Source organism: Cellulomonas sp. NS3, assembly GCF_024757985.1.
Lineage (GTDB): Bacteria > Actinomycetota > Actinomycetes > Actinomycetales > Cellulomonadaceae > Cellulomonas_A.
This window is the reverse complement of the sequence record NZ_CP103289.1, coordinates 2,518,601-2,531,560: the sequence shown is the minus strand read 5'-3', so window position 1 is coordinate 2,531,560 and position 12,960 is coordinate 2,518,601. Positions and strand designations below refer to the sequence as shown.

The following is a 12,960-nucleotide window of genomic DNA, read 5'->3' as shown; positions in this document are numbered from 1 at the left end:
GGTCATCCGTACTCCTGCAGCCACAACGCCCACCTACCTCGGAACGTTGGGGGCAGACCCGACCGGACGGGGTGAAGTCCGGGAATGACACCTCAGCCAGGCTGTCCGCTCGATAGCTCGAGTGTCCGACGGCCCTGCGCCGCGCCGGATGCTCCACGAGTTCAGTCAACGAGCCGGGCGGCCGTGTTCCGGGCGGGGGACACCGCCTCGGTGTGGTCGCGACAGGGCACCGACCTCACCTCCCGGTTCCCGACGTCGCGGCCGCAGCCGCGATGTCGATCCCGCCGGGCGTCGTCCTGGATGTACTCGCCGTCAGGTTGGTGACAGGCGGCTGATGGGCGGTAGTCCTCCGAGGGCGCTGTGGCGCCTGCGAGTGTTGTAGTGCTCGAGCCAGGGGGCAAGGGCTGCGGCGCGTTGGTCGTTGCTGGTGAAGACCTGGCGGTAGGCCCACTCGGTGGCCAGGGTGCGGTTCAAGCGCTCGACCTTGCCGTTCTGCCAGGGGCAGTGAGGGCGGATGAAGACCTGCTTGGCTCCGAGGTCGGCGGCGACCGCGCGCAGGGACCACCGGTAGGCCCAGGCGTTGTCGGTCATGATCCGCTCGATCCGGGTGATGCCGTGGTCGGCGAAGTAGGTTGCGGCGCGGGTCACGAAGGCGGCGCAGGTGGCCCCTTTCTCGTCGGGCAGGACCTCGGAGTAGGCCAGGCGGGAGTGGTCGTCGACCATCGAGTGCACGTAGTCGAAACCGATCGGGACGGCCTTGTGCCGGTCGGCGACGCGGGCGACCCGTCCGTATGCCTTCCAGCCGCCGCCGTCGGGGATGCGTCCGAGCTTCTCGACGTCGACGTGGACCAGCTCGCCCGGGCGGTCGCGTTCGTAGCGGACGGCGGTGGCCTTGCTCGCGCGGATCACCTGCCCGGTCAGCGGGTCCAGGTCGCGCAGCGGTGGCAGACCGTGCCGGCGCAGGACCCGCGAGACCGTCCGCGCCGCGACCCCGAGCGTCGGCCCGAGGTGGTCGGGCCCGCGGCGCTCACTGAGGCGTAACGCGCAGATCGCCGACTCGACCTCCGGGCGGGTGCGAGTCGGGCTGTGCCGGGGACGGCTGGAGCGATCACGCAGTCCGGCGTCCCCCTCGGCGCGCCACCGACGCACCCACCGGTAGCCGGTCTGACGCGAGACACCCAGCTCGGCGCACACGTGCGCCACGGGGCGTCCCTGCGCGACTCGGGCGATCAACAGGCGCCGACCGTGCACGTTCAGCCGAGCGTTAGCGTGGGACACGAGAACCTCCGGATGGCAGTGGGCCCTAGACAAGCCACAGCCCAGCCGGAGGTTCTCCTGTCGTCAACGACCGCTCACGTCACCAACGTCCTGGCCGAGTACACCTAGGGCGCGTCTCCCAACCTCCGCTGCGGTCGCCGGGATGCTGTGCGGGTGTCTCGTCGTGCGGTGTTGACCGATGCTCAGTGGGAGCGGATCGCTCCGCTGCTGCCCTTGGACGTGGGCAAGCCGGGACGCCGGTTTCGCGATCACCGGCAGGTGGTCGAGGGCATCGTCTACCGGTACCGGACCGGGGTCGCCTGGCGCGATCTGCCGGCGGAGTTCGGGCCGTGGCAGACGGTCTGGAAGCGACACGCCCGGTTCTCCAGGGACGGGACCTGGGACAACGTCCTGACCGAGCTGCTCGCCCAGGCCGACGCGGCCGGTGACATCGACTGGGCGGTTTCGATCGACTCCACGATCAACCGGACCCATCAGCACGCCGCGACCCTGCCCCGCACCACGGGGGGCAGGCGCGAATCACAGGAATCAGTTATCGGAGCCGGCTGACCATGCGATCGGCCGGTCCCGGGGCGGGCTGTCCACGAAGATCCACCACGCGGTCGACGGCCGAGGGCTCCCGCTGGTCGTCATGGTCGGACCGGGGCAGGGCGGCGATGCCCCGATGTGTCTGCCGGTCCTGGACGCGATCCGCGTCCCGCGCCTCGGACCGGGCCGTCCGCGCACGCGCCCGGACTCGGTGCTGGCGGACAAGGCGTACTCCTCCCGGGCGATCCGCACCGAGCTGCGCCGTCGTGGGATCGTCGCGGTCATCCCCGAACCGCGCGACCAGCAAGGACACCGCAAGAGGCGCGGCTCACGCGGCGGTCGGCCCGTCACCTATGACCCCGACGCCTACCGCGGCCGCAACGTCGTCGAGCGGTCCTTCAACGCCCTCAAGCACTGGCGCGGCCTCGCCACCCGCTACGACAAGCTCGCCCTGACCTACCGCGGCGGCGCGCCGTCCTGGCCGCGATTCTGGCCTGGCTCCGCGCACCGTCGGGTGCGAGGCCCTAGCCAGTCGCTGCGGCTGTCACAGGCTGAACCAGCAGTACACGTGCCCTCCGTCGGCGCGTGCCTGGCGCGCGAGTGCGGAGAGCTCACGGGCGAACGTGGCCAGGTCTGCGGGATCGGCGCCCTCCAGCTCTTCGGTCTGGGACCAGGGGACGACGACCTCTTCAAGCCGGCTGTCACTCACTTCGGCGAGGACCCGGGCCAGCTCGTCCGTGATCCGGAGAACGAGCTCTTCACCTCCGTTACGGTCCGCGACCGGCGACGTCGGTGCGTCGTCGAGAACCTCCTCGAACGTCCTGCCCGTCAGCAGTTCCTCGAGCGTCCCCAGATGCACGACCGGCTCGATCCCACCGCCGTCCACCGCGTGCGGCGGGATCGAGCCCCCGTGAACCAAGGCGGCGGCATCGTCCGTCAAAGCGACGAAGTACTCGGTGAGCAGACCCATGGCCTGATCATGCCGCCTCGCCCTGCATCAGACGCTGACCCACACCGAACGTCGCTCGCTCAGCCCATCGCCTCGGGCCGTTAGGAGACACGTCCTAGCCGCTCGCCTCACCTCGAGCGGGTGGAGACCGCGGTTCACCGCACCTGGCGGTGGGCCCTGCGGGCGCGCGAGCTCGTCGGCGCGGTCGCCCGTGGCGGTCGCTGGGTGGGGCCGGCGGGTTGCGGTGGCCGGTAGCACGACCGTCCCTCACGACAAGGCCGTCCCGACCGGAGCTGGCGGGGTGGTCGGGGACGGTGCTCCGCACCAAGGACCAAGCCGTGGGGGAGTGGGGCCGGTCGGGACGGCCTTGCCGCGAGCCTCTGCCGGGCGTGCTACCTCGCGCCTGCCGGTGAGGCCCGAAGAACACGGGCGCTCACCGGCCAGCCAACCAGGCAGGCCAGACCACCACCCGCAAGGAGACCCACACCATGAATGCCACTGTTACCACTGCTGCGGTTGAGACAGACGAGACGACCCCACTCGCTCCCGCGCCGGAAGGTGCGCGGCTCGTCGAGGTCGACCCCCGGTCGCTGCTGCTGGAGGCGAACGTCCGCACCGACGCGGACCTGGACCCGCAGTTCCTCGCCTCGATCAAGACGCTCGGGGTGCTGACCCCGGTCCTGGTCCAGGCCCAGGCGGACGGGCTGCACGTGCGTGCCGGGCAGCGGCGCACCCTCGCGGCGGTCGAGGTCGGCCGGGCGACGATCCCCGCGTATGTCGTGGACGGCGACACCGACGAGGCGCGCCGGATCATCGAGCAGATGGCCGAGAACGACCACCGCCGTGGCGTCACCGACCGGGACCGGGTCGCGGCCTACCAGCAGCTCTCACTGCTCGGGCTCTCGGCGGCGCAGATCGCCAAGCGCACCGCCACCAAGAAGGACCGCGTCACCGCCGCCCTGACGGTCGCGGCCTCGCCGGTCGCGGCCGCCGTCACCGCGAAATACGACGTGACCCTGGACCATGCAGCGGTCATCGCGGAGTTCGACGGCGATGACGACGCCGTCAAGGCCCTGACCGTCGCGGCGGTCAAGGAGCCGGGCACCTTCGACCACCTGGCGCAGAAGGTGCGCGACAAGCGCCGCGACGCCGAAGCCCTCGCGGCCGTCGCCGCCGACCTCGCCACGCAGGGCGTCGCCGTGATCGACGAGCCCGAGCGCGGCGAGGGGTCCACGGCCCGGCCGCTGCACCACCTGTGCGCGACCGGCGACCAGGCGCGCACCGCACTGACCGAGAAGACCCACGCCGCGTGCCCGGGCCGGGTCGCGTGGCTGCGACTGGACTACTGGTCCCACGAGGTCCGGGTCACGCACGGCTGCGCGGACCCGGCCGCGCACGGGCACGCCGAGCGGTTCACCGACACCGGCACGAGCGGCAGCACGGGTGGGCCGATGACCGCCGAGCAGAAGGCTGAGCGGCGGACTCTGATCGCGAACAACAAGGCGTGGCGGTCCGCCGAGACAGTCCGCCGGGACTGGCTCACCGCGTTCGCCGCCCGCAAGACCGCCCCGAAGGACGGGGCGACGTTCCTCGCGGCGGCCCTGGCGCGCCGGACCAGCCCGGACGACGACGCCCTGCGCCTGGCCCGGGACCTGCTCGGGCTCGCCCAGCCCACCGGCTGGGGACAGCCGGACCCGCTGGCCGACGCGATCGCCAAGGCGAGCCCGGCCCGCGCCCAGCACATCGCGCTCGTGCTGATTCTGGCCACCCTCGAGCACCGCACCGGCGTGCACACCTGGCGCAACCCCAGCCCCGAGTCCCGCGCCTACTTCACCGCCCTGGCCACCTGGGGCTACGGCCTGTCCGACGTCGAGCACATCGTCATCACCGAACCCCAGCCGCCCGCCGCCGTGGCCGACTCGGACCCCGAGCACGAGGACGCCGAGCCCGACGACGAGCAGGACGAGCCGACCGAGGACGACGCGGCCTGACCCGACCGGCTGCCGTCCCCGCCTGCGGGTGGGGGCGGCAGCCCCCGGGGGTGCTGCTCGGGCCGGGCGGCATCGAGCCGCCCGACCCGACCCCCGGTCCCCACCTCCGGAGCGACCTCACCGAGGGAGCTCACCGGGTTGGCACGCGGCGGGCAGGGGCTCAGTCGGTCGTCGAGGGCGCAGTGGGACGCCGGTCCTCGGCGGCGTCGCGGATCCCGTCGCGCACCGCCTTGCGGACGACCCAGTAGACGAGGAAGGCAAGCGCCACAACCGGGATCGCCCAGCCCAGCACCATCGCGAGGACCCACTCCAGCCCGAACATGTGGCCACGGTAGCGGGGCCGGTGCATCGCAGCCCCGACACCTGGCGGTGCGCCCTGCGGGCGCGCGAGCTCGTCGGCGCGGTCGGCCGTGGTGGTGGCTGGGTGTGGCCCGGCGGGTTGCGGTGGCCGGTAGCACGACCGTCCCTCACGACAAGGCCGTCCCGACCGGAGTTCCTGAGCGGGTGGGGGACGGTGCTCCGCACCAAGGACCGAGCCGTGGGGGAGTGGGGCCGGTCGGGACGGCCTTGCCGTGAGCCTCTGCCGGTCGTGCTACCTCGCGCCTGCCGGTGAGGCCCGAAGAACACGGGCGCTCACCGGCCAGCCAACCAGGCAAGCCGACACCACCACCCGCAAGGAGACCGATCCATGAACCACAGCCCTGACACCGGGACCTTCCAGGTGATTCACGCCTACACCCGCGCCGACGCCATCGCCGACGGGGTGCTCGTCGACGTCACCGACACCGCCCGCGAGGCGGGCTACCTGCTCCCCGTCGCATTGACCGCCGCCGCGTGGGCCGAGACCGTCGCGTGGGCCGAGACGAACCGCGCCCTGCAGGACGTCGCCGGGCGGCTGTGGGACGTGCTGTGGATGGCCCGCCCGGCCACCGCGCGGATCGGCTTCGGGCAGACCCGGATCGCGTTCGACGTGCTGCGCGTCCCGAACGACCCGGCCGCGACCGAGCCGCACCGCGTGACCTTGCACGTGCACATCGGCCCCGGCGACGACGGGAACGCCGTCCTGACGGTCCGGCTCCCGCACGAGGACTGACACCGGTGCGTCCCTGCGCCCGAGAGGGCGCGGGGACCACCCCACAGACGGGCCACCCGGCCCGGAACGAAGAAGCCCCGACGGTGTTGGAGCACCGCCGGGGCGAGGAAACCACCCATCCAACCTGGAGGTTCCCCGTGAGCATCATCGCCCACACCCAACCCACCACCACCGCCCAGCTACGCGGGTCCGAGCGGGCGCAGCGGCCCCCGTACCGCGTCGGGGACCACGTCCGCGCCCTGTTCGCCGACCCCGCCCGCGGCGCCTGCCTGGCCCTGGCCGCGCCGGTCGTGGCGATCGACCGGGACGAGTCGCGCCCGTCCTTCCCGTGGGGCCTGACGTATGAGGTCCAGTCCGGGCAGTGGGCCGGGACCCACGTCAACGGGTCCGGGGTCGACGTGCACCGGTACGTCGAGCCGTCCGTCACCGACCTGACCATCTGGGAGCAGACCGACCCGGCCGCGCAGTTCGCGATCACCCTGGCCGCCCAACTGCGCCAGGCCGGGGTGGTCGGGCCGCTGGCCCCCCGCACCGAGGACGGGCACCACATCGTGCGCGTCCGGTGGCCGTCCGGACGGGGGCGGCTGCGGGTCCTGGTCGAGGCCCACCACGGGATGGCGACCTTCCAGGTCGAGACCTACCCCGACCGCGACACCCCGCACCCCGACGCCGCGCGCCAGGCGTTCACCGTCCCGCACGCGCTGGGGGTGATCCTGCCCGCCCTGCTCTGAGCCCCGACGGGAGGCCGCCCACCCGCTCGGGTGGGCGGCTCACCCCGGGCGCGGGGCCGGCCCGGCCGGCATCGAGCCGGCCAACGGGTCAGCAGGCAGGGCCCTGAGCTCCAGCGCCGGCGCACCGTCGGGGCGACAGGCCCGCGTGGCCCCGGCCTGGCCTGTTTCCCGGGGCGGTGCCCAAGTCCCTGGGCTCGGTCAGCAAGGACGTACCTCGCCTCTGGTATCCCGCGTGCGGGACGGCCCTTCCCGGACCTGTCGCCCCGCCACGGTACGGGCCGGCAGGGCGCCTACTGCACCGGACTCCATTCGCCCCAGTCGCAGTCGCGGACGACGACCTCGCGCTGGGCGACCAGCGGGAGGTCGAGCTCGAGCTCGCGCTGCGTGGACAGGCGCTGCACCTCACGCGTGGACACCCCGCCGAGCGACTTCGCACGCATCAACTCGACCGCCTCCATCCGAGACGACGCCCGGCACACCGCCGTCACCGCGCACTGCCCGGTCGGCGCGGTCGCCGGAAGCGTCGCCCACGGCGCCAGATACAGCGAGGACTCACTCATGGCCTTCACCTCCGAGCCAGATCACGGCGGACGCCTACGAGAAAACCGACACAAAGAACGGCCTGACCAGCGAGTACAGCCCGAACAACGCCAGAGCAATCGTTGCCCAGAAGGATGCGACCAGCGCCCACCAGCCGTAGTCAGTGCTCGTCGAGGGCGCCGGGCCGTCAGGCCTGTCGGTGTGCGGGTAGTCGGGTTCGGGCAAGGGCTGCGTGAACCACGTACTGGCGTGCCCTCGAGAACAGAAGTCCAGGTACCACCACCCGGCTCGGCTGCCGACCTCGACGTCCAGCCACGCGGGGTCGTCGGCGTCCGGCTCGGAGGGCGTCCCGCAGACCTCGCAGCGGATGACGTCATCAGGGTCGGGTGCGTCAGACACCGGGGAAGCCTCGCCCGGGCGCACCGTGGCGACAAGCCGATATGCGGGTGGAACTCGCTCCGGCGCCGCGGCGACGGAGCACCGCACCGCACACGGACCTCGCCCGCCGGGGCGGGCTCGGACGGTCGGAGAAGCGGTCGTCTGTGGCTCCTCCTGGCTCTCCATGATCGCCGGCGCGGGCTGCACGCAAGCGGCCGAGGCCGCCGGGTCACGGCGACGAGCCCGACCTGCGTTCGCTGCGCTCACTGAGCCCGGTGCGAACTCGCCGCCGCACCCGCCCTGCGGGTTGACGCTCCACCCGCTCATGCCGGCGTTCATCTCCGATTGCCAGGAGGGGCCGAAAGACGATCGGCGACGGCAGGGCAGCACGGCCAAGTGGGGCGCCTACCTCGCGTTCCCGCAGCTCAGGTCACACACGAAGCAGCAGCCAGCAGCTCAAGGGGGAGTCGTCATGGGAACCACCACCGCGCAGGTCACCGTCTACACCCGCAAGGGCTGCGTCGCCTGCATGGGCACGTTCCGGGCCCTGACGAAGGCAGGGATCGACTACGAGGCGATCGACACCACCTGCAACCAGACCCTCGAGGACGAGCTGCGCGCCATCGGTGCGCTGCAGATGCCCGTCGTCGTGACCCCCATCGGCACCTGGGACGGCTTCCGGGACGACCGGATCCGGGACCTGCGCGACCACCTGGCCCAGCAGGCGAGCGCCTGACATGCAGCAGCCCGACGTCGACGCACCGGTGCCGTGGTGGCCGGTCGACCTGGACGCACCCATCGAGTACCTGCCCACCACCCCCACCACCCCCGCCACACCGCGCACGAGCTCGAGCACGTCGCAGGACACCCCCACATGAGCGCCCGCCCCCGTCTGCCGGTCACAGGTCGGCGGGGCGCCGGCAACCACCCACCACCGCATGCCACGAGACGAAGGGAGTCGACCCGTGTGCACCACCTACGCAGGCGAGCTCGCCGAGCAGGTCCTGACCCGCATGCTCTGGTCCCGCCGATCGGCTGGGATCGTGCGCCCCCACGTGCCGGTGTGGATGTTCGGGTCCCGCGCCGCCCTGGCCGCGCTCATCGTCGACCACGACCAGACCCACCCCGACGCCCCCGCCGACGGCGAGGACCGGGTCACCTCCATCCTCGAGCACGCCCTGACCGTGGCCGGCGACGTCGCCGCGGCCGCCGCCGCGCACCGCGACTGGGTCCTGGGCGGGGGAGAAGGCCCCGAGCCGGCCAACCCCTACCGGTGCCCCGTGGCCGGGATCAACGCCCGCGCCCACGGTCGGCCCGACCCGCAGCTGCTCGCCCGCGCCCGCGACGTCCTGACCTACCTGCCCACCCTCGCCGGCGCCCCCGAGAGCCCCCGCACCACCGCCGGACTCATCCGGGAGCTGCGCGCCGCCCGCGACCACGAAGACCAGCACGACCTCCCCGCCGTCGGCGGCCGCGCCCTGCCCTGACCGTCCCGAGCACCACGCCACCCAGAGGAGAACCGATCCATGACCAGCACGACAGACCGCACCCCGACGCCCCTGTGGATGCCGCCGAAGGCGCGTGGGCGCGCGCCCGTAACCTCGAGCGCGAGGCCCGGGCGGACCCGGCACGTGGCCACCAGCAGGGGAGCATCGATGCCCACCACCACCGCGCTGCCCGCGCTCGACAACGCCTGGGCCATCCCGATCTTCGGCCTGGGCGCCAAGGTCCGCGCCCGCGGCCGCGCCGCTCGTCGACGACGACGGGGTCTGGGAGGCCGCCGAGGCCGGGCAGACCCCGATCCGTACCGGGTACGCCGCCGCCCGCCGCACCACCTCCGCCGGCCAGTACGCCGCCCACCTCCTGCGCCTGCGCGCGATCGACCGGGTCGAACGCGGCCGCGCCGAGCCCTGGACCCTCGCCCTGGCGACCGCGACGGCCGCGATCAACTCCTGGGACTGGGACACCCGCATGCAGGCCGCCCTCGACCTACGCCGCACCCTCAAGAACGTCCCCGACGACGAGCACGACGACGCCGTCCGCCAGACCCGCCTGGTCTCCGCGTGGCTCACCCACGTCGGCAACCGCCAGCTCATCCCCAGCACCGCCCACCTCGCCCACTACGCCCTCGACCACACCCCCTCACCCCGACCGCCCTCGCCGCGGCCTGGTAGGCCACCCACGGACCCCGACTCCTGCTCGAGCTCTCCGCCCGCGGCCCCACCCGCAGCGAAACCCTCCTGCGGCAGGCCGTCCGCGGCCTCGACACCGCACGCATCCTGAGCCTCACCGAAATCACCGACCGCGCCGGCATCGCGCGACCTACCCTCGACGCCTGGCTCACGGAGGGCTCCGATGCCTGACCTCACCGCGACCTCGAACTCCGACGGCGCCGACATCAAGGCGTCCACGACGTCGACGTCGGTGCCCGACGCACCTGCACCGCTGCGACTCTTCACGCCCACGCTCCGAGCACGGATCAGCAGGTTCGTCCCCTACGCCTCGTACACCTCGACCTGCGCCTTCCTCAGCGGGTACGCCTGGGGAGCCGACAGAGAGTGGCTCGGAAACTTCCGGAACTGGCTGGTCGCGCGCGGCAAGGGAAGGCCTGAGCTGGGCTGGCCGTGGCTCGTGCTGTGCGAGCTGTACCCCGAGAACGCGCTCCCCAGCGCCCGGAACTGGCGCTACGACGACGAAGATGACGCCGCTGCGCGCCGCGTCCTCCTCGAGCAACTCGAAGATGACGCCGCTGCGCGCCGCGTCCTCTTCGAGTTGCTCGAGGAGTTCTTCGCATCTGAGGCACTCGACGACTGACGTCGTGATGTCCGGCCCGCTGCCCTGCTCGGGCGGCGGGGCCGCGGCTTGCTTCGTACGATCACGCGATGACGCAGCCGGGGGGAGCGACAGCGCGCGCCCGGGAGCGTGCGTCGCGCCGGGCGGCGATGCTCGGCCCGGCGAAGCTCGTCGAGCCCGCTCACCGCGGCCCGGACGGGGCTCCGTGGCTCGGGCCCGGGCAGGTCTACGTGACCCGCACGGGAGTGGCGTTCCACCGCACCTGGTGCGCGGCGGTCGCGAGCCGGTGGGCGGCGCTCCCGTCCTCGCTGCTCGTCACCACCGAGGACGCCGTCGGGCTGCGTCACCCGTGCTCGGACTGCGCCACCGCCTGAGGCGGCGCTGAGCTCAGCGGCCGGCGTCCAGCGGGACGGCGTCGCTCGAGCGGATCCAGGCGTTCCAGGGCTCCCCGCCCTCGCGGGGCTGGGCGACGAGCACGTGCCCGGGGGCGCGAGCGACGACGTCGCGCTCGAGCACCACGGTCTCGCCGCGGTAGTTCGTCGTGGTCACCCGCGCCCGCCGCGGCGGGCGCAGGAGCTCCGGCTTCCCGGCGGGGTCGCCCACGGTGACGATGAGGTCGTACCAGTCCGGCTCCCTGGTCGAGTCGCTGGTCACGCGCCCCAGCATCCCGCACACCGGTCCACGGCTCAGCCCGTGCCGCGCCGGCGCACGTCGCTGACCGGAACCCACACCCCGCCCAGGCGCCAGCGCCGGTCATAGACCCGCACCAGCACCGCCGCCGGGGTCCAGCCGATCGCCTCGGTCTCGACGACCTCGGGCCCGTCGTCCTCCCACACCAGCCGCGCCACGCACGGCACCGGAGTCGGTGCGGTCGGCTGCTCCCGCGCCGGCGGCACCTCGACCTCGTTCGCCAAGAGCCGCCAGCGCGGCGCACCTGAATTCCACGACAGCGCCGCTTGCTCACCCATTGAACACATGTTCCCCTGAGTTAGCCCGAGCGCGTGCTCGAGCCGCCGACGTAGGTCCTCGCGCGGGCCCTCGGTGTTACCTCAGGTTGGCCTCGACGTGGTCTTCTCCCAGCGCGTGCCGACGCATGCGCTCGCCTGGCCGGCCGTAAAGGCTCAAGACCTCAGCGGGTTCCTCTCCCGTGCTCCCGAACCAGTGGGGCACTCGGGTGTCGAACTGGACCACCTCGCCCTGGCTCAGGACGACGTCCTGGTCACCGAGCACGAGGCGCATACGACCGGACAGGACGTAGAGCCACTCCTGGCCGTCGTGGGTCCGGGGTTCGGGCGTGCTCTTCGACGTCGGGATGAGGATCTTCCACGCTTGGGCAGCTCCGGGCTGACGCGACAGCGGGATGACGGTGCGCCCCTTGACTCGACGGGGCCTGAGGCGGACCCGCGGATCTGCGACGTCGGGTGCGCCGACGAGGTCGTCCAGCGGCACCCGGTACGCCAGGGACAGCGCGAGGAGGAGCTCGAGGGTGGGCCGACGCTGCCCGGTCTCCAACCGGGACAAGGTGCTCTTGGAGATTCCTGTCTCGGCCGCGAGGGCCGTCAGGGTGACGCCGCGTAGCGTCCGTAGCCGCCTCAACCTGGGCGCTACCTGTTCCATCGCGGCTGCGATCGTGCTTGCCCGAGCGTCCACGGACGTCATTGAAACAGTTCCCAGGAACGGCAACTCACCTTGGTGCATTCATGGCATCGGATCAGGCTCATGGCATGAGCGAAGTCGACGTCGTCGTGATCGGGGGCGGTCCTGCGGGGCTGTCCGCAGCCTTGGTCCTGTCCCGAGCGGGACGGCGGGTCACGGTGCTGGACTCCGGAACCCCGCGCAACGCACCCGCGACCCACATGCACGGGTTCTTGTCCCGAGAAGGCCTTCCACCCGCAGAGCTGCTGGCGATGGGCCGTGCCGAGGTGACCGGCTACGGCGGGGCGATCGTGGACGGCACCGTCAGCCGGCTCGCCACGGACGGCCGCGGATTCGAGGTTCTGCTCGCCGACGGCCGCCAGATCTCGGCACGGCGCCTGCTGGTCACGACCGGTCTACGCGACGACCTGCCTGACGTCGCCGGGCTGCGCGCCCGATGGGCGCGCGACGTCCTGCACTGCCCGTACTGCCACGGCCACGAGGTCCGAGGCAAGCAGCTCGGCGTCCTGGGAGGAACCCCCGGGGCGGTCCGCTACGCCCAGATCGTGCGCCAGTGGAGCCCTGACGTCGTGTACTTCACGTCCCGCGGGCGGCTCACCGACCTGGAGCGGGCGCAGCTGACCGCCCGCGCCGTCGGGATCGTCGAAGGCGACGTGCAACACGTCGTTGTCCACGACGACCAGTTGCGAGGGATCGCGCTGGACGGCGACCGCGTCATCCCCCGGGATGCTCTGTTCGTGCCCCCGCGGTTCGTACCGAACAGCGACCTGCTCGTGGGCCTCGGCTGCCGCGTCGACGAGCAGGGCTGGCCGGTCAAGGACGACGACGGACACACGACCGTCTCCGGCGTGTGGGTCGCCGGCAACATCGCCAACCCGCGCGCCCAGGTCATCACCGCTGCGGGCGAGGGGTCCGCCGCGGCCCTGGCCATCAACGCCCACCTCGTCGAGGAAGACGTGCAAGACGCGGTTGAAGCCTGTCACCGCGGCCCTGTCGCCTGATCCGTCGAGCCGGACCCACCAC

At 72.6% G+C, this 12,960-nt stretch carries 17 protein-coding genes and 1 pseudogene; 10 read left to right on the top strand and 8 right to left on the bottom strand.

Features of this window, described 5'->3' with window-relative positions; translation table 11 throughout:
- Positions 1-312 precede the first annotated feature (312 nt).
- Positions 313-1,278, bottom strand: coding sequence for an IS481 family transposase (locus tag NXY84_RS11585; RefSeq protein ID WP_258723255.1), 966 nt, complete (start codon positions 1,276-1,278; stop codon positions 313-315).
- A 153-nt stretch (positions 1,279-1,431) separates the two neighbouring features.
- On the opposite strand from NXY84_RS11585, the pseudogene NXY84_RS11580 reads away from it, so the two are divergent.
- Positions 1,432-2,334, top strand: a pseudogene (locus NXY84_RS11580) (IS5 family transposase).
- Positions 2,335-2,350: 16 nt separating this feature from the next.
- Here NXY84_RS11580 and NXY84_RS11575 read toward each other — a convergent pair.
- Positions 2,351-2,776 (bottom strand): hypothetical protein, encoded by a 426-nt coding sequence (locus NXY84_RS11575; RefSeq protein WP_258723254.1) that lies wholly within the window; start codon positions 2,774-2,776, stop codon positions 2,351-2,353.
- Positions 2,777-3,243: 467 nt separating this feature from the next.
- On the opposite strand from NXY84_RS11575, the gene NXY84_RS11570 reads away from it, so the two are divergent.
- Positions 3,244-4,746, top strand: a complete 1,503-nt coding sequence (locus tag NXY84_RS11570; RefSeq protein ID WP_258723253.1) for a ParB/RepB/Spo0J family partition protein — start codon at positions 3,244-3,246, stop codon at positions 4,744-4,746.
- A gap of 160 nt (positions 4,747-4,906) precedes the next feature.
- On the opposite strand, the gene NXY84_RS11565 is transcribed toward NXY84_RS11570, so the two are convergent.
- Entirely contained in the window at positions 4,907-5,068 is a 162-nt protein-coding gene (locus NXY84_RS11565; protein WP_258723252.1) for a hypothetical protein, read from the bottom strand.
- Positions 5,069-5,434: 366 nt separating this feature from the next.
- On the opposite strand from NXY84_RS11565, the gene NXY84_RS11560 reads away from it, so the two are divergent.
- Both NXY84_RS11560 and NXY84_RS11555 read left to right on the top strand, forming a co-directional pair.
- Positions 5,435-5,839 (top strand): DUF6573 family protein, encoded by a 405-nt coding sequence (locus tag NXY84_RS11560; RefSeq protein ID WP_258723251.1) that lies wholly within the window; start codon positions 5,435-5,437, stop codon positions 5,837-5,839.
- A gap of 137 nt (positions 5,840-5,976) precedes the next feature.
- A complete protein-coding gene (locus tag NXY84_RS11555) occupies positions 5,977-6,570 on the top strand; it encodes a hypothetical protein (protein WP_258723250.1) in 594 nt (197 codons plus the stop codon).
- A gap of 290 nt (positions 6,571-6,860) precedes the next feature.
- Here the strand turns inward: NXY84_RS11555 and NXY84_RS11550 are convergent, their stop codons facing one another.
- Both NXY84_RS11550 and NXY84_RS11545 read right to left on the bottom strand, forming a co-directional pair.
- Positions 6,861-7,130 carry a hypothetical protein gene (locus NXY84_RS11550; RefSeq protein ID WP_258723249.1) on the bottom strand — a complete coding sequence of 90 codons (270 nt, stop codon included), beginning with the start codon at positions 7,128-7,130 and terminating at the stop codon, positions 6,861-6,863.
- A gap of 34 nt (positions 7,131-7,164) precedes the next feature.
- Complete coding sequence (locus tag NXY84_RS11545; RefSeq protein WP_258723248.1) at positions 7,165-7,509, bottom strand: hypothetical protein; 345 nt, start codon at positions 7,507-7,509, stop codon at positions 7,165-7,167.
- 451 nt (positions 7,510-7,960) lie between these two features.
- Between NXY84_RS11545 and NXY84_RS11540 the strand changes: the two genes are divergently transcribed.
- The 5 genes from NXY84_RS11540 (at position 7,961) to NXY84_RS11520 (ending at position 10,655) form a co-directional block, all read left to right on the top strand.
- Entirely contained in the window at positions 7,961-8,224 is a 264-nt protein-coding gene (locus NXY84_RS11540) for a glutaredoxin family protein (protein WP_258723247.1), read from the top strand.
- A gap of 1 nt (position 8,225) precedes the next feature.
- Entirely contained in the window at positions 8,226-8,366 is a 141-nt protein-coding gene (locus NXY84_RS11535) for a hypothetical protein (RefSeq protein WP_258723246.1), read from the top strand.
- Between the two features lie 87 nt (positions 8,367-8,453).
- A complete protein-coding gene (locus tag NXY84_RS11530; protein ID WP_258723245.1) occupies positions 8,454-8,975 on the top strand; it encodes a hypothetical protein in 522 nt (173 codons plus the stop codon).
- 868 nt (positions 8,976-9,843) lie between these two features.
- Positions 9,844-10,302, top strand: coding sequence for a hypothetical protein (locus NXY84_RS11525; RefSeq protein ID WP_258723244.1), 459 nt, complete (start codon positions 9,844-9,846; stop codon positions 10,300-10,302).
- Positions 10,303-10,370: 68 nt separating this feature from the next.
- The gene (locus NXY84_RS11520) at positions 10,371-10,655 is read left to right on the top strand and encodes a hypothetical protein (RefSeq protein WP_258723243.1); all 285 of its coding nucleotides are present in this window, start codon (positions 10,371-10,373) and stop codon (positions 10,653-10,655) included.
- Positions 10,656-10,668: 13 nt separating this feature from the next.
- On the opposite strand, the gene NXY84_RS11515 is transcribed toward NXY84_RS11520, so the two are convergent.
- The 3 genes from NXY84_RS11515 to NXY84_RS11505 all read right to left on the bottom strand — a co-directional run bounded on the left by NXY84_RS11515 (position 10,669) and on the right by NXY84_RS11505 (position 11,940).
- Positions 10,669-10,935 (bottom strand): hypothetical protein, encoded by a 267-nt coding sequence (locus NXY84_RS11515; protein ID WP_258723242.1) that lies wholly within the window; start codon positions 10,933-10,935, stop codon positions 10,669-10,671.
- A 32-nt stretch (positions 10,936-10,967) separates the two neighbouring features.
- Positions 10,968-11,249, bottom strand: coding sequence for a hypothetical protein (locus NXY84_RS11510; protein ID WP_258723241.1), 282 nt, complete (start codon positions 11,247-11,249; stop codon positions 10,968-10,970).
- 76 nt (positions 11,250-11,325) lie between these two features.
- Positions 11,326-11,940 carry a helix-turn-helix domain-containing protein gene (locus NXY84_RS11505; RefSeq protein WP_258723240.1) on the bottom strand — a complete coding sequence of 205 codons (615 nt, stop codon included), beginning with the start codon at positions 11,938-11,940 and terminating at the stop codon, positions 11,326-11,328.
- A 41-nt stretch (positions 11,941-11,981) separates the two neighbouring features.
- Between NXY84_RS11505 and NXY84_RS11500 the strand changes: the two genes are divergently transcribed.
- Positions 11,982-12,938 carry an NAD(P)/FAD-dependent oxidoreductase gene (locus tag NXY84_RS11500; protein ID WP_396126398.1) on the top strand — a complete coding sequence of 319 codons (957 nt, stop codon included), beginning with the start codon at positions 11,982-11,984 and terminating at the stop codon, positions 12,936-12,938.
- The last annotated feature ends 22 nt before the right edge of the window (positions 12,939-12,960 follow it).

Coding starts and splice junctions, on each gene's coding strand:
- NXY84_RS11575 (WP_258723254.1), bottom strand. CDS start 2,776: ATGGGTCTGCTCACCGAGTACTTCGTCGCTTTGACGGACGATGCCGCC.
- NXY84_RS11570 (WP_258723253.1), top strand. CDS start 3,244: ATGAATGCCACTGTTACCACTGCTGCGGTTGAGACAGACGAGACGACC.
- NXY84_RS11565 (WP_258723252.1), bottom strand. CDS start 5,068: ATGTTCGGGCTGGAGTGGGTCCTCGCGATGGTGCTGGGCTGGGCGATC.
- NXY84_RS11560 (WP_258723251.1), top strand. CDS start 5,435: ATGAACCACAGCCCTGACACCGGGACCTTCCAGGTGATTCACGCCTAC.
- NXY84_RS11550 (WP_258723249.1), bottom strand. CDS start 7,130: ATGAGTGAGTCCTCGCTGTATCTGGCGCCGTGGGCGACGCTTCCGGCG.
- NXY84_RS11540 (WP_258723247.1), top strand. CDS start 7,961: ATGGGAACCACCACCGCGCAGGTCACCGTCTACACCCGCAAGGGCTGC.
- NXY84_RS11535 (WP_258723246.1), top strand. CDS start 8,226: ATGCAGCAGCCCGACGTCGACGCACCGGTGCCGTGGTGGCCGGTCGAC.
- NXY84_RS11525 (WP_258723244.1), top strand. CDS start 9,844: ATGCCTGACCTCACCGCGACCTCGAACTCCGACGGCGCCGACATCAAG.
- NXY84_RS11520 (WP_258723243.1), top strand. CDS start 10,371: ATGACGCAGCCGGGGGGAGCGACAGCGCGCGCCCGGGAGCGTGCGTCG.
- NXY84_RS11510 (WP_258723241.1), bottom strand. CDS start 11,249: ATGGGTGAGCAAGCGGCGCTGTCGTGGAATTCAGGTGCGCCGCGCTGG.
- NXY84_RS11505 (WP_258723240.1), bottom strand. CDS start 11,940: ATGACGTCCGTGGACGCTCGGGCAAGCACGATCGCAGCCGCGATGGAA.
- NXY84_RS11500 (WP_396126398.1), top strand. CDS start 11,982: ATGGCATCGGATCAGGCTCATGGCATGAGCGAAGTCGACGTCGTCGTG.